This window comes from Bradyrhizobium sp. STM 3562, assembly GCF_045571435.1.
GTDB lineage: Bacteria > Pseudomonadota > Alphaproteobacteria > Rhizobiales > Xanthobacteraceae > Bradyrhizobium.
On record NZ_CP120694.1, the window covers coordinates 1,286,918 to 1,311,274 of the forward strand.

Below are 24,357 nucleotides of genomic sequence, written 5' to 3' on the forward strand. Positions count from 1 at the left end.
TTGCGGGGAGGGGCTTCGAGCCTGCAGAGAAAGCTGGTGGCCCTCTGACAGGCTCAACCTATCAACGCGGAGCAGCGCAATCTTTCGCACGCGCATGTCATTTTCGAGCTGGCACGATTTGCCTTGCATCTCCCAGTGGTTCTCATCGCCGGGCTGAAGAAGCAGAAACGCACGCCCGCAAATTCGGCTGTAGCGATGCCAACTGCTCCAGCAACTGGCTGGCTGCCTTGAGATCGCGGCGGCCGAATCCCTCGGAAAATCGAACGTAAACCGGCGCAAGGATCTCGCGCGCTTCGTTATACCGCCCCTGTGTCATCCACAGCTTCGCAAGGCTCGTGGCGGTCCGCAGCTCCCAGGCCAATGCGGACTGATGTCGCGCGAGATCAAGCGATTCCTTCAGGCAGCTTTCCGCCTGCGCACGCCTGGCGCCGTTCGCCGCGATCAGCACTTCGGCCTTTACGCGAAGCATCTCGGGCATGTTGAACAGGTACTTGCCGGGCCTGTCGTGGGCGATCGCTTGATCGATCGTGTCCAGGGCTTCCTGCGTTTTTCCGACCGCGGCCAGGCCCTCCGCGAGCTGGATTCTGAAATCCGTGAGCGGGCCATAGCGATGGTTCCGCATTTTGTCCATCGCGCCTCGCAGCAGATCGATTCCGGCTTCCAGCCGGCCCTGCGCCATCATGGCCATCCCCTTTGCGCCCTCGCCAACCGCCTGGTAGGGCGCAAGAGAGTGCTTGCCGGCTTCCAGCAGGAGCCGGTCGACATAGTCTTCGAAATTTTCCGTGTCCCAATTCCAAACGAAAATGGCGAGGGACCAGAGCAGGGCCCTTGAGAGTTTGACGGGATGGCCCACGCGGATTGCGTCGGCAACCGCTGCTCGTGCGATCTCGACAGCCTGGTCGGAGTATCCCTGCAGCCAAAGGATGCGAGCCAGAGTAATTCTGGCACGACTGGGATAGTCAAAACTCAGTTGACCGTGGATGGCAGGTCTCGCCACCGCCAGCCGTGACAACGCCGCCTCGACGTAGAAGCGGGCCAGGGCAGCGTCGCCTGCAAGATGGTGGGAAATGCCGAGCGCCACCTGCATGTGGGCGAGCCGGACAGGATCGTTTTCCTTGCAGGCGGCAGCTTCGCCTCGCTTGGCTATGTCCAAGGCCTCGCCAAAGTTTCCGGCGGTCATGTGGAACAGGTGGAGCCGCTCGACCAGGCAAAGCTGGTTCGGCACGTCGCCGATGTCTTCGGCGAGCCGAAGCGCCGTCGTGAAGAGAGCGCCGACCTCGCTGGTGGTTCCCTTGGTCAGCATCAGCGCGAGGCCCAAGGCGGCGCGAAGCTTGAGTTCTTGCCCGGCATTTCGGTTGCTGCCGTCGTCGAGCGCTTCGATGGCGCGCGTGGCCCAGAGCTGGCATTCCGTCAAAAGCGACAGCTCGAGAAAGAGGGGCATCGAAGCCACGGCGAGCGCGACGCCGATCGCGCGCTCGCCGCGTTCGGAGAAGCACCACATCAGCGCAGCGCGGATGTTTCCGAACTGGTCGGCAGCTTCGCTCAGCGTCTCGCTCGGCTGGTCGCCGATGCGTTCGAGCAGGCGCAGAAAATAGGATGCGTGACGTTGCGCCGTCGCTTGGGAATCGACGCTCGCCACCAGTTTCTCGAGCGCATAGGCCCGTGTCGTATCGAGCAGCCGGTATCGCGTCGATGAGCTGGTGGCGCTCGCGGTCAACATCGACTTCGCGATCAGGTTGGCCAACGCAGCCATCACCTGGCTGTCATCGGCATCATCTGATCCGGCCACCGAGCAAGCGGCTTCCAAGGTGAAATTGCCGGCGAAAACGGACAGCCGGCGAAGCACCATGCGTTCCAGCTCCGAGAGGAGATTGTAACTCCAATCCATCGTTGCGCGTAGCGTCTGATGCCGCGGCAGCGCGGTGCGTCGTCCTTCCCACAGCAGCTTGAACTTGTCGTTCAGGAGCTCGATCGTGTGCTTGACGCCGTAGGCGCCGACGCGGCAGGCTGCGAGCTCGATTGCAAGGGCGATACCGTCCAGCCTGCGGCACAGTTCACAGACCAGAGGGGCGTCCGCATCGCTCAGTTCGAACTCGCCGCTGCTGGCGCTGGCGCGTTCGACGAAAAGCTGAACCGAAGGGAAGGCGAGCGCCTGCGTCGCGGTCAGACTGGCGTTCTCAGGCGGACTCGGCAGCGGCAACAGGCGGTGAATGTGCTCGCCCTCGACGCGCAGCGATTCCCTGCTGGTGGCCAGGATGTGGAGCCGCGGCGCTTCCCTGTAAAGCCGCTCCGCCAGCGCTGCCGCGTTCTCGATGACATGCTCACAGCAGTCCAGAATGAGCAGCATTCGCTTGTCACGGAGAAATCGGACGAGCCCGTCCGACGGATCTTCGGACTGCCCCATCAGCCCGAGCGTCGAGGCGACGACATCAGGGACGAGAGCGGCGTCGTGGATTGCACCGAGGTCAAGAAAGGACACCGCACCGGCGAACTCGCCGAGGAGGGCGTGACCTGCAGAGATGGCCACGGTCGTCTTGCCGATGCCGCCCGGTCCAACGATGGTGACGAAGCGTTCGCTCCTCAACTTGTCCGCTATGTCGCGAATGGTTTGATCGCGCCCCACCAGCCGCATCGGCAGCGCCGGCAGCTTGTGCTGCGGCTCGCAGCTCGGTCGCGTCGGGGTGCATTTTGGATTATCGGGACGGGACAGTCGCGCCACGAAGCAATAGCCCTGTCCCGAAACCGTGGTCAGATATCTCGCTCCATCCTTGCCATCGCCAAGCGCCTTTCGAAGGGCGGCCACATGCACCCTGAGGCTGCCCTCATCGACCGTGACGTCCGGCCACACCCTGGCCATCAGGTCGTTCTTGCCGACCACTGTCCCCGCTTGCTCGATCAAGGCAATGAGGATGTCGAGTGCACGGCCGCCGAGGTGGACGGCGCTGCCGTCCCTTTCAATTCGTCTTTCCGCGACATGGAGCCGAAAGGGTCCAAAGGACACGACATCTTCGGCGGTCGGGTCCATGTCACTATTGCCGATCATGCTTTGCATGCGGCTGCCCGTTTTGGGAAGCCATGCGACGGACCGATCTTGTGCGCGGCGTCAGCGAAGAGACTTGGTATCCCGTTGGACCGTTGTATCCGCTTGGCGCGTTACGGCCGGCAAGCCTGCGGACATCGGCTGCCAAATCGCCGCGGCGCTGGACTGGCGCAACACATCCCGAGAGTTGGCATGAAAATCCCATGCCCATTTGTAGCGCAGTTGTCCGCGCGGGGTTAGTCATCCGAACGTTTAGTTCTTGGTCCGGTCAAACCGATGATTCTGGATTCTGCCTTTTGAATGCAGCGGACTTGTCGGCGTTCTCATGGGGGGCGCAGTCCGAGGTCCGATGGTTCCACAACGCGTGGGTTTGACGCCATCGTGATTTCGGATAGTGCGATGCGAAGTGTTAATGGGACGCCGCTCTGATGCGCAAGCGTCACGTGGGCGGGTGCGGGAGATGGGGCATCCCGACTGTTGCGGAATGACAGGCAGTGATCCCGGCTCTAGCTGAACCTCGCCGCGTCGGATGTCTCGAGGCCGAACGTGCCGACGTTGGACTTCAACGCAAGCTGTTGGCTGACGGACGACGCCATTCTGTTGCCGCTTCTCCAGCGCGCCGGGGTTTCTCCGGTGATGCGCTTGAACACGGTCGAGAAATGAGCCTGCGTGCAGAAACCGACGGCCAGCGCGACCTCGGCAAGGGGCATCTCGGTGGTTGACAGGATGTGCTTGGCACGTTCGATGCGCCGATGCAGAAGATATTCGCGAGGACGATATCCGGTCGCTGTTCGGAATTGGGCGGCAAAATGCATGCGCGACAGGTTGGCAGCCCTTGCCAGGTCAGGAAGACTGACGCGACGATGGAGGTGGGCGTCGACGTAGTCCTCCACGCGCCTGAGGCGCCACTTGGGCAGCGCGTTCACTCTGGCCCGCGGCAGCTTGAGGCGGGCGAGATGGATTGCAAGGGCTTGGCCGATGCAGCGGGTGAAATCCCGATAGCCCGCATTCCCTTGCTTGATCAGCGTCTTGCCGAGTTGCTCAGCGAAAGAGTCGCGCAATAAAACGAGGTCGTTCAAGCCGGCCTCGGCCAAGTCAGGATCGGTCGCATCGCGATGCCTGCGCAAATAATCGGCCGAGATGTGGAAGTGCAGAAAGTCGCAGGGGGCGTAAAACTCGACACTGAGCTGCTTGGCCGGCGCGGTCACATGCAGCGTACCCGCCGGCATGATGCCGTCGAAGATGATCTGACGTCCGCTGGTCAATTTCAGACGTGTGGTCTTTAAGGCGATCCCGACGACGTAACGGTCGGCCGGTCTTGCTGCGGCCTCCCATCGGGAGGAGCTTCGCACATCGACCCACCGCGACACCACGACATCTTCGCCTGCAGCGTCCGAATCCAGCTCCAGGTGACGCCATTTCGGTTCAAGGCGAAGGCCTTTCGCATCGTGGCCGTCATCCCGAAATTGGGGGTCGGGGTGAACGTTGATGTAGGGGCGGCCGGTTTGAGCGCTGAAGCTCTGCGGAAGCATCGCTGATCCTTTCTGAGTTCCCGCCGGCCCCGGGGGCGACCGCAGAACTCGCGAATGCAACAGTTGCGATGCTCGAGAGCTTAGACGTTTCCCGCCATGATGCGCGTTATAGATGCTTAGCGTCTGTTAGATATCGCAAATCGCCTTGCCGGCGCGCCGGGCAAGGCGCGCAAATATCGTCAGCGTTTGAATGGGTTGACGGGCCTTCACGCTGCTTAACGCGCAATGCCGGCGGACGTCGTGCCGCCCGCTATTCGATGGGCGCCGGCTTGAGGATGTCCTCAAGCCCGATCCGCCGCAGCAGTTCCGCGCGCACGCGATCGGCAACTCCGCAGACGGTAGCCGCGCCATCATGGTCCGGGTCGAAGTGGATCCGCAGGGGGCGTGTACCGAACGGAGTGTCGATGAGTTTCGCTATCGCGCTTGCGATGCCCTGGGCGTCGGGATCGAGTGCAGAGAGCGCGGCCAATCCCTTGAGCGCCGTTTCGCTGATATCGGCAGTCGGCCCATCCGCATACTCCTCCGCCCTGATCGTGTCGCCGGGCCGGCCGGAGCGAACATAATGATTGGGTCCCAAAGCCCCCGGGACGATGATGGTGGTTTCAATGCCCCAGCGCGCGAGCTCGCCGGCATAGCTCAACGCCAGAGCGTCCAGGCCGGCTTTCGATGAGGAATAGGGCCCCAGATAGGGCGATGTGCCGCCTCGCGCGCTGCTTGAGGAAATCCAGACCAGCAGGCCCCGTCCTTGTTTTCGCAACTGGGGCAAGGCGGCGCGATTGACCCTTTGCGTGCTCAAAATGTTCGTATCGTAAATCTGGGCGAGCTGTTCCGGCGTAAACGCCTCGGCCGGTCCATAAACGATCTGGCCTGCATTATGGACCACCACGTCGAGCCGGCCGTTCTCGGAGACGATTGCGTCAATTGCCGCATTGACCGAATCCTGGAACGAGACATCGAGCTCGATGCTGCGCAGATCGACGCCATGCTCGCGTGCAAACGCTTCGATCTCCTCCACGCGATGCGCGTTGCGGCCCTTGGTTTCGCGCATCGAAGCGTACACGGTGTGCCCTGCGAGTGCCAATTCCTTGCATGTCGCTCGTCCAATGCCATTTGAAGCGCCGGTGACGACGATGATTTTGCGCATTCCATTCCCTGACCGCATTCCGATTATATCGTTATCGCGCGATGGACGGGGCGGGTGTACGCCGCTTCGGCGCGCCAGGTCTTTCAGGCCTCACGATCGATTTTCAAAACGAACGAGATTTTCGGAAAGGCCCGTATTTCGACGGAGGGGATCGCTCGCGAACCCGCGTGTCATCGGCGCGTCAAAACTCCGATGATCACGGACAGACGGGCATGAGGTCGAACAATGCATTCGCCAGTTGCATTTTGCGGCAACCGTCTCCGGCCACAACCTCCATTTGCGTGATTCGCACAAGGCCGGGACGAGGCACCGCCGTGCGAGTTAGCAATTTGCCGTGCTCTTATCGAAATCTCGCCGCGTCAAGCCGTTCGCGGTTTGCTGATTTCACCCGCTGCCGATCGCCGTGATATCTTGAGATCCTCGAAACAGCGGAGATCGATGCCAATAGGTATGTCAGCGGCTTTCTCGGGAGAAACAATATGAAAGTGGCGATCATTGGCACGGGGGCGGTCGGGGCTGCCTCACTCATGGCGCTTGTGATGCGCGGCTGTGCAACCGAGATTGTTTTGATCGACAAGAGCCGGGAGAAGGCGCAAGGCCTGGCGACCGATGTTCGCTATGGCGCGACACTCTCACCGTCGGTCACGGTTCGGGCCGGCGACTATGACGATCTGAAGGGCGCCGCATTGGTGATCATTACGGCCGGCGTCAATGAAAAGGCCGGCGGCGCGACCGATCGCAGCGATCCCGCCGGCCGGCTGCGGCTGCTCGATACCAATGTCGCCGTCTATAAAGACATCATCTCGCAGCTTGATGCCGTCGTGCCCGAGGTGCTGACGCTGGTCGTGACCGATCCGCCGGATCCGCTTGCCGATGCCGTCCGCATGATGGGCCACAGCCGCGTCCTCAGCACCGGGACCTATCTCGACAGCCTGCGATTTGGGTTTCATCTGGCGCATCGGTTTGGCGCCAGTCCCGGTTCGGTCAGCGCCCAAGTCTTGGGCGAGCATGGCACGTCGGAAGTGTTCATCTGGTCTTCGGCGCAGGTGAACGGTGTGCCGGTCCACGCCTTGTTGTCGCGCCGACCGAAAGGGAACTTCGAGGAATTTCGGCGCGAGGTCGAGCAAGAGGTGAAATACGCCAATATCTCCATCATCGAAGGTATCGGCGCGAGCCAATACGGCATCGGCATGGTTTGTGCGCGAATTGCCGAAATGATCCTGCGCGATGAGCGCGCGGTGATACCGATCGGCAGCTATCATCCGGAGCACGAGGTCACCCTTTCCTTGCCCGCCATCGTCGGTCGAGCGGGCATCATCGAGACGCTGCAGCCGGAGCTCTCGAAGGGCGAGCAGGACGCGTTGATGCGAAGCGTCGATGCGTTGAAGGCTGCAATCGGCCGAATCAAGATTTGAGCGCGCGGCCTGCTGGCAGCCGAGGGCTAAGTCTTCGGTTGAACGGCTAGGTGCCAAGTCTCTTCGGATCAGGTAGCCACAGCGACAGCACGCTGCCGAGGACCAGGAGGCCGACGTTGCAGCCGAGCGCAACAGCAAAGCTATGTGCATAGGCCGCCAGATCCGGCTCGGTACCAAGCGTGCCGAAGAAGACGCCGCCGACGATTGCAACCCCGAGTGCCGCGCTGATCTGGAAGGTGGAGATGACAACTCCCGATGCCAGGCCGGCATGGCGTGGGTCGATGCCGCCGACCACCGCCTTGATCACCGAGGGCACCACGATGCCGTAGCCGAGGCCCGCCACAACAAGCGCGACCTCGAGATATCCCGGCGTTACGCCCAGGACAGAGAGGATCACCGTGCCGAAGCCGACGACCTGGACAACGAAGCCTAGCGTGAGGGCGCGCGGCCCGAGCCGTTGCATGATGCCCGCCGAGGCAAAGGAGGCGACGAAATAGCCGATGGCAAACGGAAGCGTGCGAAGGCCGGCGTCAAGGGGGGTCAGATGGAGACCGCCCTGCAGATAGACCGAAAAGGTCAGGTAAAAGGACGAGAGCATGTAGAACACGAGCGCCATGGCCACGCCGATCGCAAATCCCGGCTCCCGGAACAGCGAGAGATCGACGAGAGGCGAGCCACCCCGCGAGGTCAGCCGACGTTCGAACTGAATGAAGGCGAACAGCGCGATCGGTGACAGCACCAGCATGATGATCATCGAGAGCGGCCATCCCGTCTCGCGACCCTGGACCAAGGGATAGACGAGAAGCCCGAGAGTCACCGAAAGCAGCACGACGCCGCCGATGTCTAACCGCTGGACGTGATCGGCCCGCGAGTCCCTGAGAACAAGCAGGCTGCCGACGATGGCAACGAAACCGATCGGCACGTTGACGAGAAAGATCGCCTGCCAGGTGAAACCGAAGGGATGTGACGACACCAAAACGCCGCCGAGGATCTGGCCGGCGATGTTGGCGAGCCCGAACGTTGCGCCGTAGAGCGCGAACGCAGTGCCTTGCTCGGCGGCGGGAAACAGGATGCGGATCGAGGCCAGCACCTGCGGCGCCATCACCGTCGCCGTCAGGCCCTGCAGGATACGTCCGGCGATCAGGACGCCCGGCGACCACGCAAGGCCACAAAGTACGGACGCGAGCGTGAAGCCGGCGACGCCAAGCACGAACATGCGCTTGCGCCCCAGCCAGTCGCCGAGTCGCCCGCCCGTGATCAGGAAGACGGCGTAAGTCGCGGCGTAGGCGGAGATGACGAATTGCACGTCGCTCGACGTCGCATCAAGACTCTGACGGATTGCAGGTAGTGCGAGATTGACGACGTTGAAATCGAGCACCGGCAGGAACGCGCCGATCAGGAGGACCGGAAGCGCGAACCAGCGGCGCGGATCGCCTTCCGCTTCCAAAACGCTCGGTTTTGCGAAGGCTGCTGTGTTGAGGCTCATGACTTGCTCCCGCTCATCGGCGCGATCCGCGGTGCGGTCGATCGGCCGGCATGTTGTGAATTGGTGGACATTTCGAATCTCAGGGCAGCGGGTGCTTGCAATGCCAATCGGTCGCCTGCTGATAAGCGTGGCCCGCCCGCACCAAAAGCGCTTCGTCGAGATGCCGGCCGACAAGCTGGAACGAAAGTGGCAGCCCCTTCGCCGTGAAGCCGCCCGGTAGCGTGATGGTCGGGCTGCCGGACATGTCGAACGGCGTGGTGAAACGCAGAAAGCCTGCGAGCCCCTCCGCCGTCGCGAACAATTCCTTTTCCTGCGCGATCGTGAAATCGGCCAGCGGCTGCGTCGGGATCAGCAGCAGATCGATCTCCGAAAACAGCGCGGCCAATGCGCCGGTGAAAGCAAGGCGCTCGTGATGCGCCTTCATGACCTCGACGCCGGAAACGGCGCGCCCTGCGTCAATGAGCTTGGCGAGCCCACCATATTCCGACCACCGGGCCGGATAGGTGGCCTCGTGCGCGATTGCGGTCTCAACCGCGCAATACGATCCCCAGGCGGCCATCACCGCGGCAGGATCCGGCAGCTTAACCTCTCTGACGCTAGCGCCGAGATTCTCCAGCACCCTGCCGGCCTCAAGCACCGTCGCCACGATCGCGGGATCGCTGCCTGTCTCGTTGTAGGCGGCGTCAACGCCGATGCGCAGCCCGCGGACACCTACGTCGAGTTCGGCGAGATAATCCGGAACGGGCGCGGCCAGGGTCGTGGCGTCATTCGGATCACGACCCGCGATCGCGCCGAGCATCACGCCTGCATCCGCGGCCGAGCGGGTCATCGGACCGATGTGGTCGAGGCTTTCGGCGAGAGCAAAGACGCCATGACGGCTGACGCGTCCCCAGGTGGGCTTGAGGCCAGTGATTCCGTTGGCCGAGCAGGGAAACCGGATGGAGCCGCCGGTATCGCTGCCGAGCGATCCAAAACACAGGCCCGCCGCGGTCGCGACGCCCGAGCCGCTCGATGAAGCGCCCGCATAATACTCTGCATTCCAGGGATTCCGAGGTGGCGTGATTTTGGGATGATGACTGACGAATGCCCCCTCGGTGAGCTGGAGCTTGCCCAACAGCACGGCACCGGCATCGAGCAGTCGCTTCACCACGGTCGCGTCATGGTCGGGGACGTTGTCCGCGTGTATCGCCATGCCGGCCGCCGTCACCACGCCGGCGGTGTTGCAGATGTCCTTCACCGCGATGGGGATGCCATGAAGCGGACCGCGATAGCGGCCGGCTGTGATCTCCTTTTCAGCTTGGCTCGCCTGCGCCAACGCAAGCTCCGGCGTCACGGTGGCGTATGAATGAAGCGAGAGGTCGAGCAAATCGATGCGCTCGAGCAATCCGCGGGTGAGTTCAACAGGGGAGACGTTACGCGATCGAACGGCGTCGGCCGCCTCGAGCAGGGTCGCGTAGTACATATCGAGCATCCGTTATTCTCTACTTGGAGCCAGGGATTAAACAGTTGGGCGGCTTTCTTTCGCCACCGAGACAGACAGGGTGCCGCCAAGGATCAGGACCGCAACGACGCAACCAAGCGCGAGCGCGAAGGCGTGGGCATAAGCGGCTGTGCTTTGCTCAAGCCCGAGCGCGCTATAGAAAACGCCACCGATGATCGCGATGCCGAGCGCCGAGCCGATCTGCAGGGCGGAGATGACAACGCCTGATGCAAGCCCGGCGTGACGGGAAGCAACGCCGCCGATGACAGCCTTGATCACGGAAGGCATGATGATGCCAAAGCCCATCCCCGCCGCGACGAGGCCGATAGAACCGCCGCCAGGAAGGATGGATTCGACGGCCAGCATGAGGACGACAAAACCGAGTGCCTGGAGGCCAAAGCCGACGGTCAGCGCATAAGGTCCGAGCCGTTGCATCAGATAGGAGGACGCCAACGAGGCGACGAAACTGCCGCTGACATAGGGCAGCGTCGCAATGCCCGCTGCCATTGGCGTCAGATGCAGTCCGTTCTGCAGGTAGACGGAGAAAGTGAGAAAGAAGGCATTCTGCATGTAAAAGGTGAGCGCCATCACGACGCCTGTGGCGAAGCGCTTGTCACGGAAGAGCGAGAGTTCGACCAGCGGCGATCCTCCGCGCCGGGCCAGTCGGCTCTCGAATGCTCCGAAGAGGGCGAGCGCGGCCGGCGAGGCCGCGAGCATCGTCACGATCCACCACGGCCACCCGATTTCGCGTCCTTCGATCAGTGGATAGACGAGAAGACCAAGTGTCAGGGACAGCAGAACCACCCCGCCGGCATCAAGCCGCTGCGCCTGCTGCGCTCGGGAGTCGCGCAGGAAGAACCACCCGCCGAGCAACGTGGCGAGCCCGATCGGAATATTGACGAAGAAGATCGCCTGCCAGGTCAGGCCGAGGGGATGAGACGAGACCAGGACACCGCCGAGAACCTGACCGCACAGATTGGCTAATCCAAACGTCGCGCCATACAATGCGAGTGCTTTTTCCTGCGCGGCTCCCGCGAACAGAACGCGGATCGAGGCCAGCACCTGCGGCGCCATGACCGTCGCCATGATGCCTTGCAGGATCCGTCCGGCGATGAGGGCCGCGGGCGACCAGGCCGCGCCACAGAGGGCCGAAGCGATGGTGAAGCCTGCGACACCAGTCAGGAAGACCGTCCTGCGCCCATAGAGATCGCCGAGCCGTCCGCCCGTGATGAGGAAAACCGCGTAGGTCGCCGCGTAAGCGGAGATCACGAACTGCACGTCGCTCGAGGTGGCGCCGAGGCTTTGCCGGATGGAGGGAAGCGCCAGGTTGACGATGGTGAAGTCGAGCGGCGGCAGGAATGCGCCGGCAAGCAGGACCGGCAGTGCGATCCATCCCCGAGCATTGGCCTCGACGATGGCGACAGGTCGATCCAGCAGTTCGTCAGTCTCCGCGCTCATCCCGCCTCCTCGCCCCATCCTCTTGTTGCGACCGGAGGGCTACATAGAAGGCGCTTGACCATACAGAAATAGGATGATTGAATATTTCAGAGATAACGTATTGGTATCTTTGTCGTGCTGACGTTGGATGTCGATGCCGTGCAGGCTTTCGTCCTGGTGGCCGATCTTCAGAGCTTCACGCGAGCCGCCGAGGCGCTCGACACCTCGCAGGCCGCAATCAGCGTCAAGCTCAAGCGGCTCGAGGACAGGCTGGGCGAAAAGCTGATCGAGCGGACGCCGCGCCTGGTACGCCTGTCGGCGCGGGGCGCGGCCTTCCTTGGTGTTGCACGCGAATTCATCGCGGCCCATGAGCGCGCTTTGGCGGGACTGTCGTCGACGTCCCGCCGCTTCACGCTTGGTATCGCCGATCAAGTCGCCGGTCCCGAGTTGCCGCTTCTGCTGGCCCGGCTTCATGGCTACGATCCCGCGCTTTTGATCGAGGTTCAGATCGAAGCGTCGCGCAACCTTCTGGATGCGTTCGACCGCGGCGCGCTCGACGCGGCGATCGTTCGCCGCGAGGATGATCGGCGCGATGGCGAGATCCTGGCGCAGGAGCGCTTCGGCTGGTTTGCCGCACCAGGCTTCGAACATCGCCAAGGCCAAGCGCTTCGGCTGGCCTCGTTGGCGGCTTCCTGCGGCGTCCGCAACATCGCGACGCGGGCGCTCGATGCAGCCGGTGTGAGCTGGGTCGAGGTCTTTACTGGAGGCGGGACTGCGGCCGTCATTGCGGCCGTATCCGCCGGCCTTGCCGTGGGCGCCTTGGCGCACCGCGTCGCGCCGGTTGGAGTGGTCGAGATTGGCGAGCGGTTCGCTCTTCCTCCGCTTCCTCCATCCGAGATCGTGCTCCACTCCAGTGTATCGGATGCGCGCTCAAAGGGAGCATTACGCACAGTCGCAGCCGCTTTCAGCGAGCATCGGGCTCCGTCGCCGTGAGGCCTCGTTCGCCAGCAAACGACGTTCATGAAGGCGCTACCAGCCATCCGACCCATGGCACCGTAACAACGCTGACGATCGTCGACAGCACAATCGCAGCCGAAACCTGATCCGCATCGGCGGCGTAACGCTGCGCGAGGACATAGTTGCTGCCGGCGGAGGGCAGTGAGGCGATCAAAACTCCCGTGCCGCTCCAGAACGGCTCGATACGCAGCACATGCGCGAGCACGCACCACACGGTCAGGGGATAGATCACGAGCTTGACCATCGTGACGCCTGCCGCCGCGAAACCGGTCGAACGTTTGATCCGTTGTACGGCGAGTGCGCCGCCCACGGCGAAAAGGGCTGTCGGCGCGGCCGATGCGCCCAGCAGCGCCAGAAAGCGATCCACCGGCACAGGCAGCGCGACCCCGGCCGCGGCGATCGCGGCGCCGGCAACGATCGCCACGATCACGGGATTGTAGATGGTGCTTTTGAGAATGAGCGGACCGGCGCCCACGCGGCCCCTCTCGCTGCCAGCCATGATGGCGGCGCCAACCGACATGAGGATCATGACCTCGGCGACGATCGCCATCGCGAGCGGACCGGCTCCACGCTGGCCGAAGAACGCAAGAACGATGGGAGGACCGAGAAAGCCGAGATTGCTGACAGTCGCCGAGGTCGCGTGCGCGCCGGCCACCGAGGATCTTTGTCGCTGTAGCAGATGCGAAACGCCGAACGTGAGCGCGAACATGAGGCATCCGCTCGCGAAGTAACCTGCGAAAAATGTCGGATTGAACGAGCGACCCAGCGGCTCGCTGGCGATCAGCCGCATCACGAGAGCGGGAAGCGCGAAGCGAAAGGAAAACGCGCCGAGCGCGTCGAGAGCGGCCGGCGGGGTAAGCTCCGCTTTCACCGCGGCCCAGCCGAGCGCGACCAAGCCGAAGATCGGCATGCTGAGCAGGACGAAGCTGATCACGGAATCATGGCCGTGCGTCGTTCGATCGCGCGGATGACCGCGATCATGTCTTCCTCGCCGAATCCCAGTGCTTCGGTCTGTCCATAAAGCGCGAAGCAGACGTCGATGAGCGGCGATGCAATCCCGGCCTCGCGCGCGGCCTCGACCACGAGGCGGTTGTTTTTCAGCACATCGAAGATGGCCGCCTGCCGGGCGAAATCCCCGTGCAACAGCTTCGCAGCCTTGACTCGCGATACATCGCTTGCCATCGGTCCGGCATCGAGCACCGCCACGAACCTTTCAAGGTCCAGCCCATGGCGCTCTGCAAAATGCGTCGCCTCCGCAAGGCCCGTGACCATGGTGATGAGGAAGACGTTCACGGCGAGCTTCATCAGAAGCGCGCCCGGAACGGCGCCGCAATCGAAGCTTTGCCGGCACATCGGTGTGAGGAGGGAGCGGATCGCCGCGATATCCTCGGAGCGCCCGGCCAGCATGGCGACGAGCTGGCCGGCCTCGGCGGGCTTTCTCGAGCCGGAGACCGGTGCCTCGACATAGCGGCCCCCCGCTGCACGGACGTCGGTCTCCAGCGCCTTGGAATAGCCGGGCGGCACCGTCGCCATGTTGATCAGGACACGCCCTTTGACCCGCGTGGCAAATGCAGCATCGCCGCGTCCAAGCACCGCATCGATCGCGGCGCCGTCCGCCAGCATCAGGATCACGACCCCGCAGCGGGCGAAGAGCTCGGCAACATCCTGCGCAACCACCGCGCCGGCATTCGCCAGGGGAGCGGATTTCGCCGCGGAGCGATTCCAGACGATCAGCTTTGTGTCGGCCCTGACCAGATTGAGGGCCATCGCCTCGCCCATGGTGCCAAGGCCGATGAAGCCGAGGGCATCGGATGCGATCGTTGTCATTCTGCCTCCTTCGAAGCCGCACCGGACGCGTCGGGCTTAGCGGACGCTAGCCTTTCGCCACACTTTCGTATAATGGATAGTTTTGAAGCGTGACTTCACCAAATCAGATAGATGAAGCCGACATTCGACATCGATGCGTTGCGTACGATCGTCGCCGGCACGGAGCTCGGAAGCTTTGCGCGCGCATCCGTGCAGTTGGGCCGCTCGCAGTCGGCCGTCAGCATGCAGTTGAAGCGGCTTGAGGAGCAGGCGGGCCGTCCGCTGTTTCAGCGCAACGGCCGCGGCCTGGTGCCGACCGAGGCCGGCGATGCCTTGCTCGCCTATGCGCGTCGCATCATCGAGCTGCACGACGAGGCTGCCGCCACGCTGGGCGCGACGGTCGCGGCCGCCTCGATCAGGATGGGACTTCCGCAGGATTTCTCCGAAGACGTGATGCCCGAGGCAATCTCGCAATTCTCGCGGCAATGGCCGAGCGTTCACGTCGAGGTGCGGGCGGGCCGCAACTACGCGCTCGAGGACGAGGTGAATGCCGGCCGGCTCGATATCGCGCTCGCATTTTTCCGGCCCGGTCGCAACAGGCCCGGCGCGTTGCTTGCCCGCTTGCCGATGTTCTGGTTCGGCGGAAAGAGCTTTGCGAAGACGGCGAACGAGAATCGAATCCCGCTCGTTCTCTTCGATCATCCCTGCCTGTTTCGCCAGACCGCGCTGCAGGTGCTGGACGGCAAGGGCATTCCTTGGAGATTGTCGCTCACGACGCCGAGCCTGCCCGGCGTGTGGGGAGCCCTTCGGTTCGGGCACGGCATAACGATCAGAACGGCGCATCGGACGCCTGCGGGCATACGCGAGGTGGGAGCAGAGCTCGGTCTGCCGCGCCTGCCGACAATCGAATTGCGGATGCTTGCGAGAGGCGATCTTTCGCCCGCCGCCTCACAGCTACGGGCCGTGCTGGAATCCGTGGTCCGAAAGCGGGTGAGGGGCGCGAGATAGAGGCCGGCGGCAGTTCGGCTTCGCTCCAGCTACAGGTTTTGCGAGGGCGTCGCCCGCTAAGCAGCACGTCGCGTTTGGGCTAGATGTGCTATGGCTAATCGCCCTGGTCCCGTTGGACAGTGATACTGACTAATTCCGGAACTCAGTGCTCCCGGCTCGGCGGAGTTCCGCAACGTCGGCCTGTGATCGAACCTCTTGATGGCGCGGCGGCGGCTTCCGTTTTAACCTCCGCGGCATTCGCAGGTGCACGCCGTGCTTCGAGTTCATCCGCGCCGCGACGGTCCTGTCGTGCGTGCCGAGCAAACCGTGTCGCTGCTTTGGAAAATGCGTCGGCCAATTCAACGCGCGAGAGCATCATGACCATTTTAGCATTTCCCGAGACGAAGGTCGGCCTTACGGGACGAAAAGGTCTGATCGTAGGAATCGCTAACGATCAATCCATTGCTTGGGGGTGCGCCAAAGCATTTCGAGCCCTGGGCGCCGAGTTGGCTGTAACCTATCTGAACGATTGCGCGAAGGGGTTTGTCGAGCCGCTCGCCAGGGAGTTGGACGCGCTAATTTTCATGCCATTGGATGTCAGCGTCGAAGGGCAGACGGAGCAGGTATTCGAGCGGATCGAAAAGGAATGGGGACAGCTCGACATCCTCCTGCACTCGATCGCATTTTCTCCGAAGGAAGCGCTGCACGGACGCGTTATTGATGTAGGGCGCGACGGATTTCTCAAGACCTTGGAAATATCCTGCTGGTCCTTCATGCGAATGGCGCATCTGGCGGAGCCGTTGATGAAGAACGGCGGCACAATGTTTACCATGACTTACTACGGCAGCCGGATGGTCGTGGAGAATTACAACGTGATGGGAGTGGCCAAAGCGGCGCTCGAGGCCGCGGTGCGCTATATCGCGGCGGAGGTAGGCCCAAAGGGAATACGGGTGCATGCCATCTCGCCGGGACCGCTGGCAACGCGCGCGGCTTCTGGCATTCCGGAATTCGATGAGCTGCTGGACAAGGCGCAGAGCAAGGCGCCGGCGCGAAGTCTCGTCAGCATCGATGATGTCGGGGCGGCAACGGCGTTTCTCGCGCTTGACGGCGCCAAGCTTATTACCGGTGGTGTCACATATATCGATGGTGGTTATCACATCATCGATTGAAGCTGTCCTGGGGGTTCACGGCTTGGCGGGGCTGCCGTCGACATCGGCGATTGGGTAAGCTCTCCAGGGTTGCAGGCGCCGGAGTAAATGGTCGCATCGATTCAAGGTCGGGCGGTCACTGAAAAGTTTCCCTCGCGGATTGGAACCGAATGCGCCGCTTCGCATTCGTAGGCGGTACAAGCCTCGCGACGTCAAGTTGAACTACAGAAACCTATCGGAGGATGCGGCCATGCCACAGGTGAAGCAAGCAGCGAAAGAGAAGCGCACAACCAAAGCCGCTGCTGTGACGGCGCTGGGGGCCGCCGGCCTCGGGGTTTCGCTGGTGGGGAGCGCATCCGCTACGACCATGCCCGCGGCCAGTGTCCCGCAATCTCACAACGTCTGGCCCAATCAGCGCTTCGTTCTTGATGAAGAAGAGATGGCCGACGTCAGTCTCGCCACATTCCATCTGTTCGACAAGGAAAACATCGGCGGCGAGGTACAGGAAGCCGCCGTTGTTGTTCGTCGTGGCTGCGGCGGTTGCCGCGGCTGCCGCGGCTGCCGCGTTTGGCGTGGCTGCAGGTGTGGCGGCTGCGGGGGTTGCGGCGGCTGCTGCCGCTCCTGGGGGCGGTGCCGCTTGTGCTAAGTCACTCGTGGTGATGCCGGCGCCTGTTTCCGGGAATACCCGGAGGAACATTGCGCATTTTGAGCCTAGACTGGCCTCCGCAACAGGGAGGCCGTTTCAATGGCCAGAAAAGAGATCCTGGATCGCATCCAGAAGTATATTCGGCCGTACTGCGTCAGTATCGGCAAGGACTTCCGGCTGAAGAATTTCGATCCGGCCGACACGAGCGGTCTGGTGCTCGATAAGGGCGAGGCTTCCGAACTCCTCCGGCGCGGCACTGAGTGGCTCGCGGAGGAACAAGACATGCTGTACGCCCAGGATCGCTGGTCGCTACTGCTGGTCTTTCAGGCGATGGATGCAGCCGGCAAGGACGGCACGATCAAGCACGTCATGTCGGGCGTAAATCCTCAAGGATGCCAGGTCTTTTCCTTCAAGCAGCCGTCGTCCGAAGACCTCAGCCACGACTTCCTTTGGCGTTACACAAAGCGCTTGCCCGAGCGTGGACGGATCGGAATCTTCAACCGCTCCTACTACGAAGAGGTCCTCGTCGTACGCGTGCACCAGGAGATTTTAGAGCGGCAGAGGCTGCCCCCATCGTTCGTAAGTAAACGCATCTGGGACGAACGGCTTCTCGACATCGCGCATTTCGAGGATTACCTCACCCGGCAAGGCGTCGTCATTCTCAAGTTTTTCCTGCACGTATCGCGCAAGGAGCAGAAGAAGCGCTTCATGGCGCGCCTCGACAAGCCGGACAAGCACTGGAAATTCTCGCCCTCCGATGTTTACGAGCGCAAGTTCTGGGACGACTACATGCACGCGTTCGAGGAAGCCATCCGGGCGACTGCATCGGAGCATGCTCCGTGGTACGTCGTGCCGGCCGACAACAAATGGTTCACGCGGCTCGTCGTTGCCGCGGCTATTGTGGAGGCGGTGGAGAAACTCGATCTCACTTACCCGACGGTCGACCCGGAGAAGAGAAAGGAGTTGCAAACCATACGCGCGGCCCTTGGCCGCGAGAAATAGGTGACCGCCGCGCAGCGGTTGCCCATTGCGCAGCTTCGGCGGCTGCCCTCGCTCTGCGACTGAGCTATAGTGCAGGAGCCGGCCTGATCGTCATTCAGCTCAGGAGCGCGCATGTCGACGGCAATCTCGGTACTCGGCGGCGTAGGTCTCTTCCTGCTTGGCATGACCGTGATGACGGAGGGCCTGAAGGCGCTGGCCGGGTCCGCCCTTCGAACGGTGCTCAGCAAGGCGGCGGCGACGCCGCTGCTCGGCTCCTTCTGGGGTGCTGTCGTGACGCTCCTGGTGCAGTCCTCCAGTGCAACGACCATGACGACGATCGGCCTCGTCAGCGCGGGCTTGCTGACGTTCCAGCAAGGATTGGGCCTCGTCTTCGGCGCGAATGTCGGCACCACGGGCACCGGCTGGCTGGTCGCGCTCATCGGCGTCCGCGTCTCGCTCACGGCGGCGGCTCTGCCAATGATCTTCGTCGGTGCGTTGACCAGGCTTCTGGCCCGCGGGCGAACATCCGGGGTGGGCGCCGCGCTCGCCGGATTCGGGCTGGTCCTTTTTGGGCTGACAACCCTGCAGCAGGGCATGGGCGGGCTAGCCGAACGATTGCACCCGGCGGACCTGCCCGCCGTTCTCGCAGGTCCCGACGCCCGGTGGTGGTCAGGCCTTCTCGGCGTGCTGGTGCTGATCGTGGTCGGGCTGGTGATGACCGCGCTGATGCAGTCGTCAACGGCCGCCGTCGCGGTGACGTTGTCCGCCCACTACGCCGGTGCGGTCGGGTTGGATCAGGCCTGTGCGCTGATCATCGGGCAGAACATCGGAACGGCGACGAGTTCGTCGCTGGCGGCGATTGGCGCGAGCACCACCGCCAAGCGGCTGGCCATCGCTTATGTCCTGTTCAAGCTGATCGCCGCCTTTATCGCGCTGGCGCTTTTTCCCTTCGTCACCCCTCTTCTCGTGCGCGCCGCCAAGACCGTCGATAGCGTCACGCTTTTGGCCGGTTATCACACGGCGTACAATCTGGTCGGGGTGTTGGTCCTGCTGCCGCTGGTCGACTGGTTCACGCGACTGGTCGAGCGTATTCTGCCCGAGCGTGGCTCGCGGCTCACGCGTTACCTCGATCCCTCCGCGCTTGCGACCCCGATCGTGGCGGTGGAAGCAGTGCGGAAAACCATCGCACAGGCGCTCGCAGCGAGATGCGGCTCGATCGAGGCGGCCCTACTCGGCCGCGCTGAACCAGTCCGTCTGGGGAAGGATGTGGTATCGGTGCAGGAAGTGGCCGACGCCTTGCGGCAGGCACAAATGTTTCTCTCGGACGTCACCGGACCGCCTGACACCGATGACGAGCAACAGCGCCTGACAAGCACGCTCCACGCGCTCGACCACGCCTCTCGACTGGCCGAATTGGCGAATGGGCCGATCAATTTCGGGGCGGTGGACGGCGGGCCGGAGGACATCCGTGCCCGAGAGCTATGCGCAGAAGCGATGCGAGGCGCAGCCGCGATTGCGCGCGGAGTGGCGGAGCCGCTTCGTGATGCGCAGGTCACGGCAATCTCACCGGACGCCGACGCCGTGGCTGGCAAGCGTGCGATCTCGACGAGCGAGGCCATCACCGAACTCGAGCGCTGTACCACGCAACTGGGCGAATTGCAGCGCACCCATCGCAGCGCGACGCTGGGAGCGGTCGCCAATGGAACGCTCACCGCCGACGCGGCGCTCGTCCGCGTCGAAACGGTTCGAAGCTTTGAGGCGCTGTCGCGTCACGCGTGGCGCTCTGCAGCTCATCTTGTCGGCTGCGGCTAGAGCAATCGCCGAGCTGAGCGAATCGGAGGGCGCGCGCTCCGCCGTCATTGCGAGCGAAGCGAAGCAATCCAGACTTTGACCGCAGATACAGTCTAGATTGCTTCGTCGCTTTCGCTCCTTGCAATGACAGGCCTGGTTGAAGGCACTCGTCCGGCTCTGTAACTTGATCGGCAGATGCTCTAGTGTTGTGTCTCTGACATCTGATTCACTCGGTGTCATTCCGGGGCTCGCGAAGCGAGAACCCGGAATCTCGCGCCACAACCTCTGGATTCCGGGTTCAGCCCTGCGGGCTGCCCCGGAATGATGGAATGGATTGTCAGAGTCACAACACTAGTTTGATCCGCCTTCCCACTCGCGCGACGAGCCGCGGCTAGCGGACCCTCGCGGGAAGAAATCCGCCGAGGGTCTTCGCTTCTCAGTTTCGGGTCAGATCAGCCTTGCCATCGCTACGGCAGTGTCCGCCATGCGGCACGAGAAGCCCCACTCGTTATCGTACCACGACATGACGCGGACCAAGGTGCCATCCATAACCTTGGTCTGGTCCATGTGGAAGACGGAGCTGTGCGGATCGTGGTTGAAGTCGACCGAAACATTGGGATCGTTGGTATAGCCAAGAATCCCCTTGAGCTGCTGGTCGGCGGCGCGCTTGATCGCGGCGTTCACCTCGTCCTTCGATGTCGGCCGCTTGGCGACGAATTTGAAGTCGACGGCCGAGACATTCGGCACCGGCGCGCGAATGGCGACGCCATCGAGTTTGCCCTCGAGTTCAGGCAGCACCAGGCCGACGGCTTTCGCCGCGCCGGTTGATGTCGGGATCAACGACATCGCCGCGGCTCGTGCGCGGTACAGGTCCTTGTGCAACGTATCCAGCGTCGGCTGATCGCCGGTATAGGCATGGATCGTCGTCATGAAGCCCTTTTCGATCCCGATCGCGTCGTTGAGCACCTTGGCAACCGGCGCCAGACAGTTGGTTGTGCACGAGGCCGCGGAGACGACCTTGTGCTCCTTCGACAGCCCGTCGTGATTGACGCCGTAAACCACCGTAAGGTCTGCTCCGTCGGCCGGTGCCGAGACCAGGACGGCCTGCGCACCCGCCGTGAGATGAGCGGAAGCCTTGCTTTTCGAATTGAAGACTCCCGTGCATTCGAGCGCGATGTCAACGCCCAGGTCCTTCCACGGCAGGCTCGAGGGATCCCTGATCGCGGTCACCTTGAATTTGCCATTGCCAATGCTGATGGTGTCGCCTTCAACCTTGACCTCGCCGGGGAAGCGGCCGTGCACGGAGTCGTACCGTAGAAGGTGCGCGTTGGTCTCGACGGGGCCGAGGTCATTGACCGCGACCACCTCGATATCCTTGCGGCCGTTTTCAAAGATGGCCCGGAGAATGTTACGGCCGATGCGGCCGAATCCGTTGATGGCGACGCGAACGGTCATTTTTCGGCTCCCTTTGTTGGCAGCAAGGCCAAATCGGATAGGGGCAGCGGGGTGACGCGCGCTTAGCTCTCATTCGTGGAAGCGAGTCTCTGAAAGACGATCGGCTTCGACCCGAAATCATACAACGCGACCGTAGATTGTGATAGATTTAATCGAGCTCGCGATTGATGTTCCCTTTGATCGGAGAGCCATTCGCGGTTGCGATTTGAGTCCAATTCAAGCGCACGGAAAGTTGAATGGCAGCCTTGGTCGCGACTGCTCCGCTCGCCCTGATCGTTCTCCTCATGGCCGCGTTGCGGTGGTCTGCCGCAAATGCGGGACTGGTCGGGCTGGTGGCGGCCACGGTTGGCGCCGTCGGATTCTTCGGCTTTGGAACGAGCATCCACGGTGAGCAGGGCATTGCCGGAGCGCTCATCGGAACCGGTGCGGAGGCCATTTTCTCCGCCCTCGACATCCTGTGGATCATCCTGCCGGCCTTATCGCTCTATGAGCTTCAGCAGCGCTCAGGTGCGATCGACGCCATCCGGACCGGGTTGATAAGCCTGTCCTCGGACAAGACCTTGCTTGCCATCATCATCGCCTGGTTCTTCGCGCCCTTCATGGAGGGCGCGGCGGGCTTCGGCACACCTATCGCTCTGGCCGCACCTCTCCTGGTCAGCCTCGGCTTCACACCCGTGGTGGCGGTCGCTTTGCCGCTCATTGGTCATGTCGCCGGCACTTCTTTTGGCGCGCTCGGCACTCCGATTCTCGCACAGGCCGACGTGTCAGGCATCAGCGGCAACAGCATCGCGCTCCCGACCGCCTTACTGCACACGGGCCTGGCGCCGTTGCTGGTGCTTTCGATCGTGTTCATCGCGAGCACGGGACGTTTCCAGGCGAAATATGCGGCATGGGCCGTCCTCGCCGCGGTCTGTTTCCTGCTGCCTTACCTGGCCTTGGCCACGTGGGTGGGACCAGAGCTGCCGACGATCGGCGGAGCACTTGCCGGCGGATTTGCATTCGCCTTTGTCCTCAGGTGGATGCATGCGGAGCAGGCCGAAGCCCTGGATGCGAGATCGCTCGCCATTGCTGGTCTGCCATATGCCGTGCTGGTCGGCTTGATCCTTGTGACGCGTCTCGTTCCGCAGATCCGCGATACGCTGCGGCAGGTCGTGCTCGAATGGGCGCTGCCCGGACCGTTCGGCGGCCGTATCGAGCCCCTCTATCATCCCGGCACCATGCTGCTCGCAGGATTTCTGTTTGGGGGGCTCCTGCAGGCGTGCAAGCTCGCCGATCTGGCCGGTGCCGTCGCTGCTGCCGTTCGCCGGTTGGTTCCCGTCGCCGTTGCCTTGTTCGCGATGCTCGCCATCGCCCGGCTAATGGTCCATGCGGGCATGATAGAGGCGCTGGCGGCGACAGCCACACGGACTGGTCGCGCCTGGCCGCTGCTTGCTCCCTCAGTTGGGGCCATCGGCTCCTTCATCACGGGCTCCACGACCGTCTCCAACATCCTCCTGACGGATCTTCAGCAGGCTGCGGCCGTCAGGCTCGGCCTGCCAGTGCTTGCGTTGATTGCTGCTCAGGGATTCGGAGCTGCCGTCGGCAATTGTGCGGCTTTGCACAACATCATCACGGGCGCGGCCACGGTCGGTCTGCAGGGACGTGAAGGCGATATTCTGAGGACGACGGGACCGGTTTGTCTTGGGTACCTCGCGCTCGGAGGCATTCTGGCGCTCGGGCTCGCGCGATGGTTCCCCTGAACAAGTTGAAGGGACGATCCGGAGTGCACGTCGTGTGCCCATCGCTGTTCGGGAACAAAGATATTGCAGGACCACTGTCCTATCTGGCAACGCGCGGCTTGGACTGATTTCGGCGATCAATCGTCGGTTGCATGCACCGGTTTACTCAAAGATTGGACCGTGTAAGGTGATTGAGCCCAGAACCCGTGCTCCGATCCCGGGAGGCCGCAATGAACATCGCCATGTTCGAGACCGAGGAATGGGAGCGTCAGGCCTGCGCGCGCCTCGAGCCGCACCATCGCGTGCGATGCGTTGCTGAGCCGCTGGACCAGCGGAACGCGGCTGATTTCTCCGATGCGGAAGTCGCCAGCCCGTTCGTCAATTCACGGCTTGATGCATCGGCACTTTCGCACTTTCCGAGACTGAAGCTGATCGCGACGCGATCCACGGGATACGATCACATTGATCTGCGCTACTGCGCGGCGCATGGCATCATTGTCTCGAACGTGCCTGACTACGGCGACTCGACGGTGGCCGAGCACGTGTTCGCCCTGCTGCTTGCGGTTGCGCGCAAGATCGTGGACTCGGTGGAGCGGACGCGGCGCGGGCGTTTCACGCAAACCGGGCTCCGGGGCTTCGAGCTGCGCGACCAGATGATCGGCGTGGTCGGTACCGGCCGCATCGGGCTCCGTGTCATCGAAATCGCGCGCGGCTTCGGCATGAATGTCGTTGCTTACGATCTCCAGCCGGACGAAGCAGCGGCGAACCGCCTCAAGTTTGCCTACACCAGCCTCGATAGACTGTTGTCCGATTCCGACGTCGTTACGTTGCACGTGCCCGCGACGCCTGGCACCGTCCGCTTGCTCTCAGATCGCGAGTTCTCCCGCATGAAGCCGGGAGCAATCCTGATCAATACGGCACGCGGCCATATCGTTGACGTCGAAGCGCTGGTGCGGGCACTGGCTGACGGCAAGCTCCGCGGCGCCGGCCTCGACGTCCTGCCGCAGGAGCCCTTGATCCGCGAAGAAGCGGCGATCTTCCACCAGGAAGCGGTCCGGGACGCCGAGGATTTCAAGGCGCTCGTTGCGAACCACGTGTTGCTGCGTTTTCCCAACGTGATCGTTACGCCGCACAATGCCTACAACACCGAGGCGGCGTTGGAGCGAATCATCGCGACGACACTTGCGAACATCGAGGCATTTGCCCAGGGGACGCCGCAGAACGTCGTATCCTCGCATTGAAGCTGACGCGGGAGGAATTGCTTGCGGAGCCCC

At 62.8% G+C, this 24,357-nt stretch carries 18 protein-coding genes; 9 read left to right on the forward strand and 9 right to left on the reverse strand.

Annotation, left to right across the window (positions count from 1 at the left end):
- Positions 1-142: 142 nt before the first annotated feature.
- From P6U23_RS06040 to P6U23_RS06050, 3 genes are all read right to left on the reverse strand, one after another.
- Positions 143-3,043, reverse strand: a complete 2,901-nt coding sequence (locus P6U23_RS06040; protein WP_407178660.1) for an ATP-binding protein — start codon at positions 3,041-3,043, stop codon at positions 143-145.
- Between the two features lie 503 nt (positions 3,044-3,546).
- Positions 3,547-4,572 (reverse strand): helix-turn-helix domain-containing protein, encoded by a 1,026-nt coding sequence (locus P6U23_RS06045; protein WP_407178661.1) that lies wholly within the window; start codon positions 4,570-4,572, stop codon positions 3,547-3,549.
- Positions 4,573-4,822: 250 nt separating this feature from the next.
- Positions 4,823-5,716 (reverse strand): SDR family oxidoreductase, encoded by an 894-nt coding sequence (locus tag P6U23_RS06050; protein ID WP_407178662.1) that lies wholly within the window; start codon positions 5,714-5,716, stop codon positions 4,823-4,825.
- A 479-nt stretch (positions 5,717-6,195) separates the two neighbouring features.
- Here P6U23_RS06050 and P6U23_RS06055 point away from each other — a divergent pair, with 479 nt between their 5' ends.
- Complete coding sequence (locus P6U23_RS06055) at positions 6,196-7,131, forward strand: lactate/malate family dehydrogenase (protein ID WP_407178663.1); 936 nt, start codon at positions 6,196-6,198, stop codon at positions 7,129-7,131.
- A gap of 46 nt (positions 7,132-7,177) precedes the next feature.
- Here the strand turns inward: P6U23_RS06055 and P6U23_RS06060 are convergent, their stop codons facing one another.
- From P6U23_RS06060 to P6U23_RS06070, 3 genes are all read right to left on the reverse strand, one after another.
- The gene (locus P6U23_RS06060) at positions 7,178-8,617 is read right to left on the reverse strand and encodes an MFS transporter (protein ID WP_407178664.1); all 1,440 of its coding nucleotides are present in this window, start codon (positions 8,615-8,617) and stop codon (positions 7,178-7,180) included.
- 79 nt (positions 8,618-8,696) lie between these two features.
- Positions 8,697-10,079 (reverse strand): amidase, encoded by a 1,383-nt coding sequence (locus tag P6U23_RS06065; protein WP_407178665.1) that lies wholly within the window; start codon positions 10,077-10,079, stop codon positions 8,697-8,699.
- A gap of 36 nt (positions 10,080-10,115) precedes the next feature.
- Entirely contained in the window at positions 10,116-11,555 is a 1,440-nt protein-coding gene (locus tag P6U23_RS06070) for an MFS transporter (protein ID WP_407178666.1), read from the reverse strand.
- Positions 11,556-11,669: 114 nt separating this feature from the next.
- Between P6U23_RS06070 and P6U23_RS06075 the strand changes: the two genes are divergently transcribed.
- Positions 11,670-12,527, forward strand: coding sequence for a LysR family transcriptional regulator (locus P6U23_RS06075; protein ID WP_407178667.1), 858 nt, complete (start codon positions 11,670-11,672; stop codon positions 12,525-12,527).
- 25 nt (positions 12,528-12,552) lie between these two features.
- Here the strand turns inward: P6U23_RS06075 and P6U23_RS06080 are convergent, their stop codons facing one another.
- Both P6U23_RS06080 and P6U23_RS06085 read right to left on the reverse strand, forming a co-directional pair.
- Positions 12,553-13,485 (reverse strand): AEC family transporter, encoded by a 933-nt coding sequence (locus P6U23_RS06080; RefSeq protein WP_407178668.1) that lies wholly within the window; start codon positions 13,483-13,485, stop codon positions 12,553-12,555.
- Positions 13,482-14,378, reverse strand: a complete 897-nt coding sequence (locus P6U23_RS06085) for an NAD(P)-dependent oxidoreductase (protein WP_407178669.1) — start codon at positions 14,376-14,378, stop codon at positions 13,482-13,484. Before P6U23_RS06085 ends, P6U23_RS06080 begins: the two co-directional genes overlap by 4 nt.
- Before the next feature lie 111 nt (positions 14,379-14,489).
- Between P6U23_RS06085 and P6U23_RS06090 the strand changes: the two genes are divergently transcribed.
- The 5 genes from P6U23_RS06090 to P6U23_RS06110 all read left to right on the forward strand — a co-directional run bounded on the left by P6U23_RS06090 (position 14,490) and on the right by P6U23_RS06110 (position 19,931).
- Complete coding sequence (locus P6U23_RS06090; protein ID WP_407178670.1) at positions 14,490-15,365, forward strand: LysR family transcriptional regulator; 876 nt, start codon at positions 14,490-14,492, stop codon at positions 15,363-15,365.
- A 356-nt stretch (positions 15,366-15,721) separates the two neighbouring features.
- Positions 15,722-16,513, forward strand: a complete 792-nt coding sequence (gene fabI / locus P6U23_RS06095) for an enoyl-ACP reductase FabI (RefSeq protein WP_407178671.1) — start codon at positions 15,722-15,724, stop codon at positions 16,511-16,513.
- Positions 16,514-16,742: 229 nt separating this feature from the next.
- On the forward strand, positions 16,743-17,138 hold the full coding sequence (locus P6U23_RS06100; protein WP_407178672.1) for a hypothetical protein: 396 nt from the start codon (positions 16,743-16,745) through the stop codon (positions 17,136-17,138).
- A 99-nt stretch (positions 17,139-17,237) separates the two neighbouring features.
- Complete coding sequence (locus P6U23_RS06105; protein ID WP_407178673.1) at positions 17,238-18,140, forward strand: polyphosphate kinase 2 family protein; 903 nt, start codon at positions 17,238-17,240, stop codon at positions 18,138-18,140.
- A 111-nt stretch (positions 18,141-18,251) separates the two neighbouring features.
- The gene (locus P6U23_RS06110; protein ID WP_407178674.1) at positions 18,252-19,931 is read left to right on the forward strand and encodes a Na/Pi cotransporter family protein; all 1,680 of its coding nucleotides are present in this window, start codon (positions 18,252-18,254) and stop codon (positions 19,929-19,931) included.
- A gap of 426 nt (positions 19,932-20,357) precedes the next feature.
- On the opposite strand, the gene gap is transcribed toward P6U23_RS06110, so the two are convergent.
- Positions 20,358-21,365 carry a type I glyceraldehyde-3-phosphate dehydrogenase gene (gene gap, locus P6U23_RS06115; RefSeq protein WP_407178675.1) on the reverse strand — a complete coding sequence of 336 codons (1,008 nt, stop codon included), beginning with the start codon at positions 21,363-21,365 and terminating at the stop codon, positions 20,358-20,360.
- 236 nt (positions 21,366-21,601) lie between these two features.
- Between gap and P6U23_RS06120 the strand changes: the two genes are divergently transcribed.
- Both P6U23_RS06120 and P6U23_RS06125 read left to right on the forward strand, forming a co-directional pair.
- A complete protein-coding gene (locus P6U23_RS06120; protein WP_407178676.1) occupies positions 21,602-23,104 on the forward strand; it encodes an L-lactate permease in 1,503 nt (500 codons plus the stop codon).
- Positions 23,105-23,313: 209 nt separating this feature from the next.
- Positions 23,314-24,324, forward strand: coding sequence for a hydroxyacid dehydrogenase (locus P6U23_RS06125; RefSeq protein ID WP_407178677.1), 1,011 nt, complete (start codon positions 23,314-23,316; stop codon positions 24,322-24,324).
- Positions 24,325-24,357: the final 33 nt, after the last annotated feature.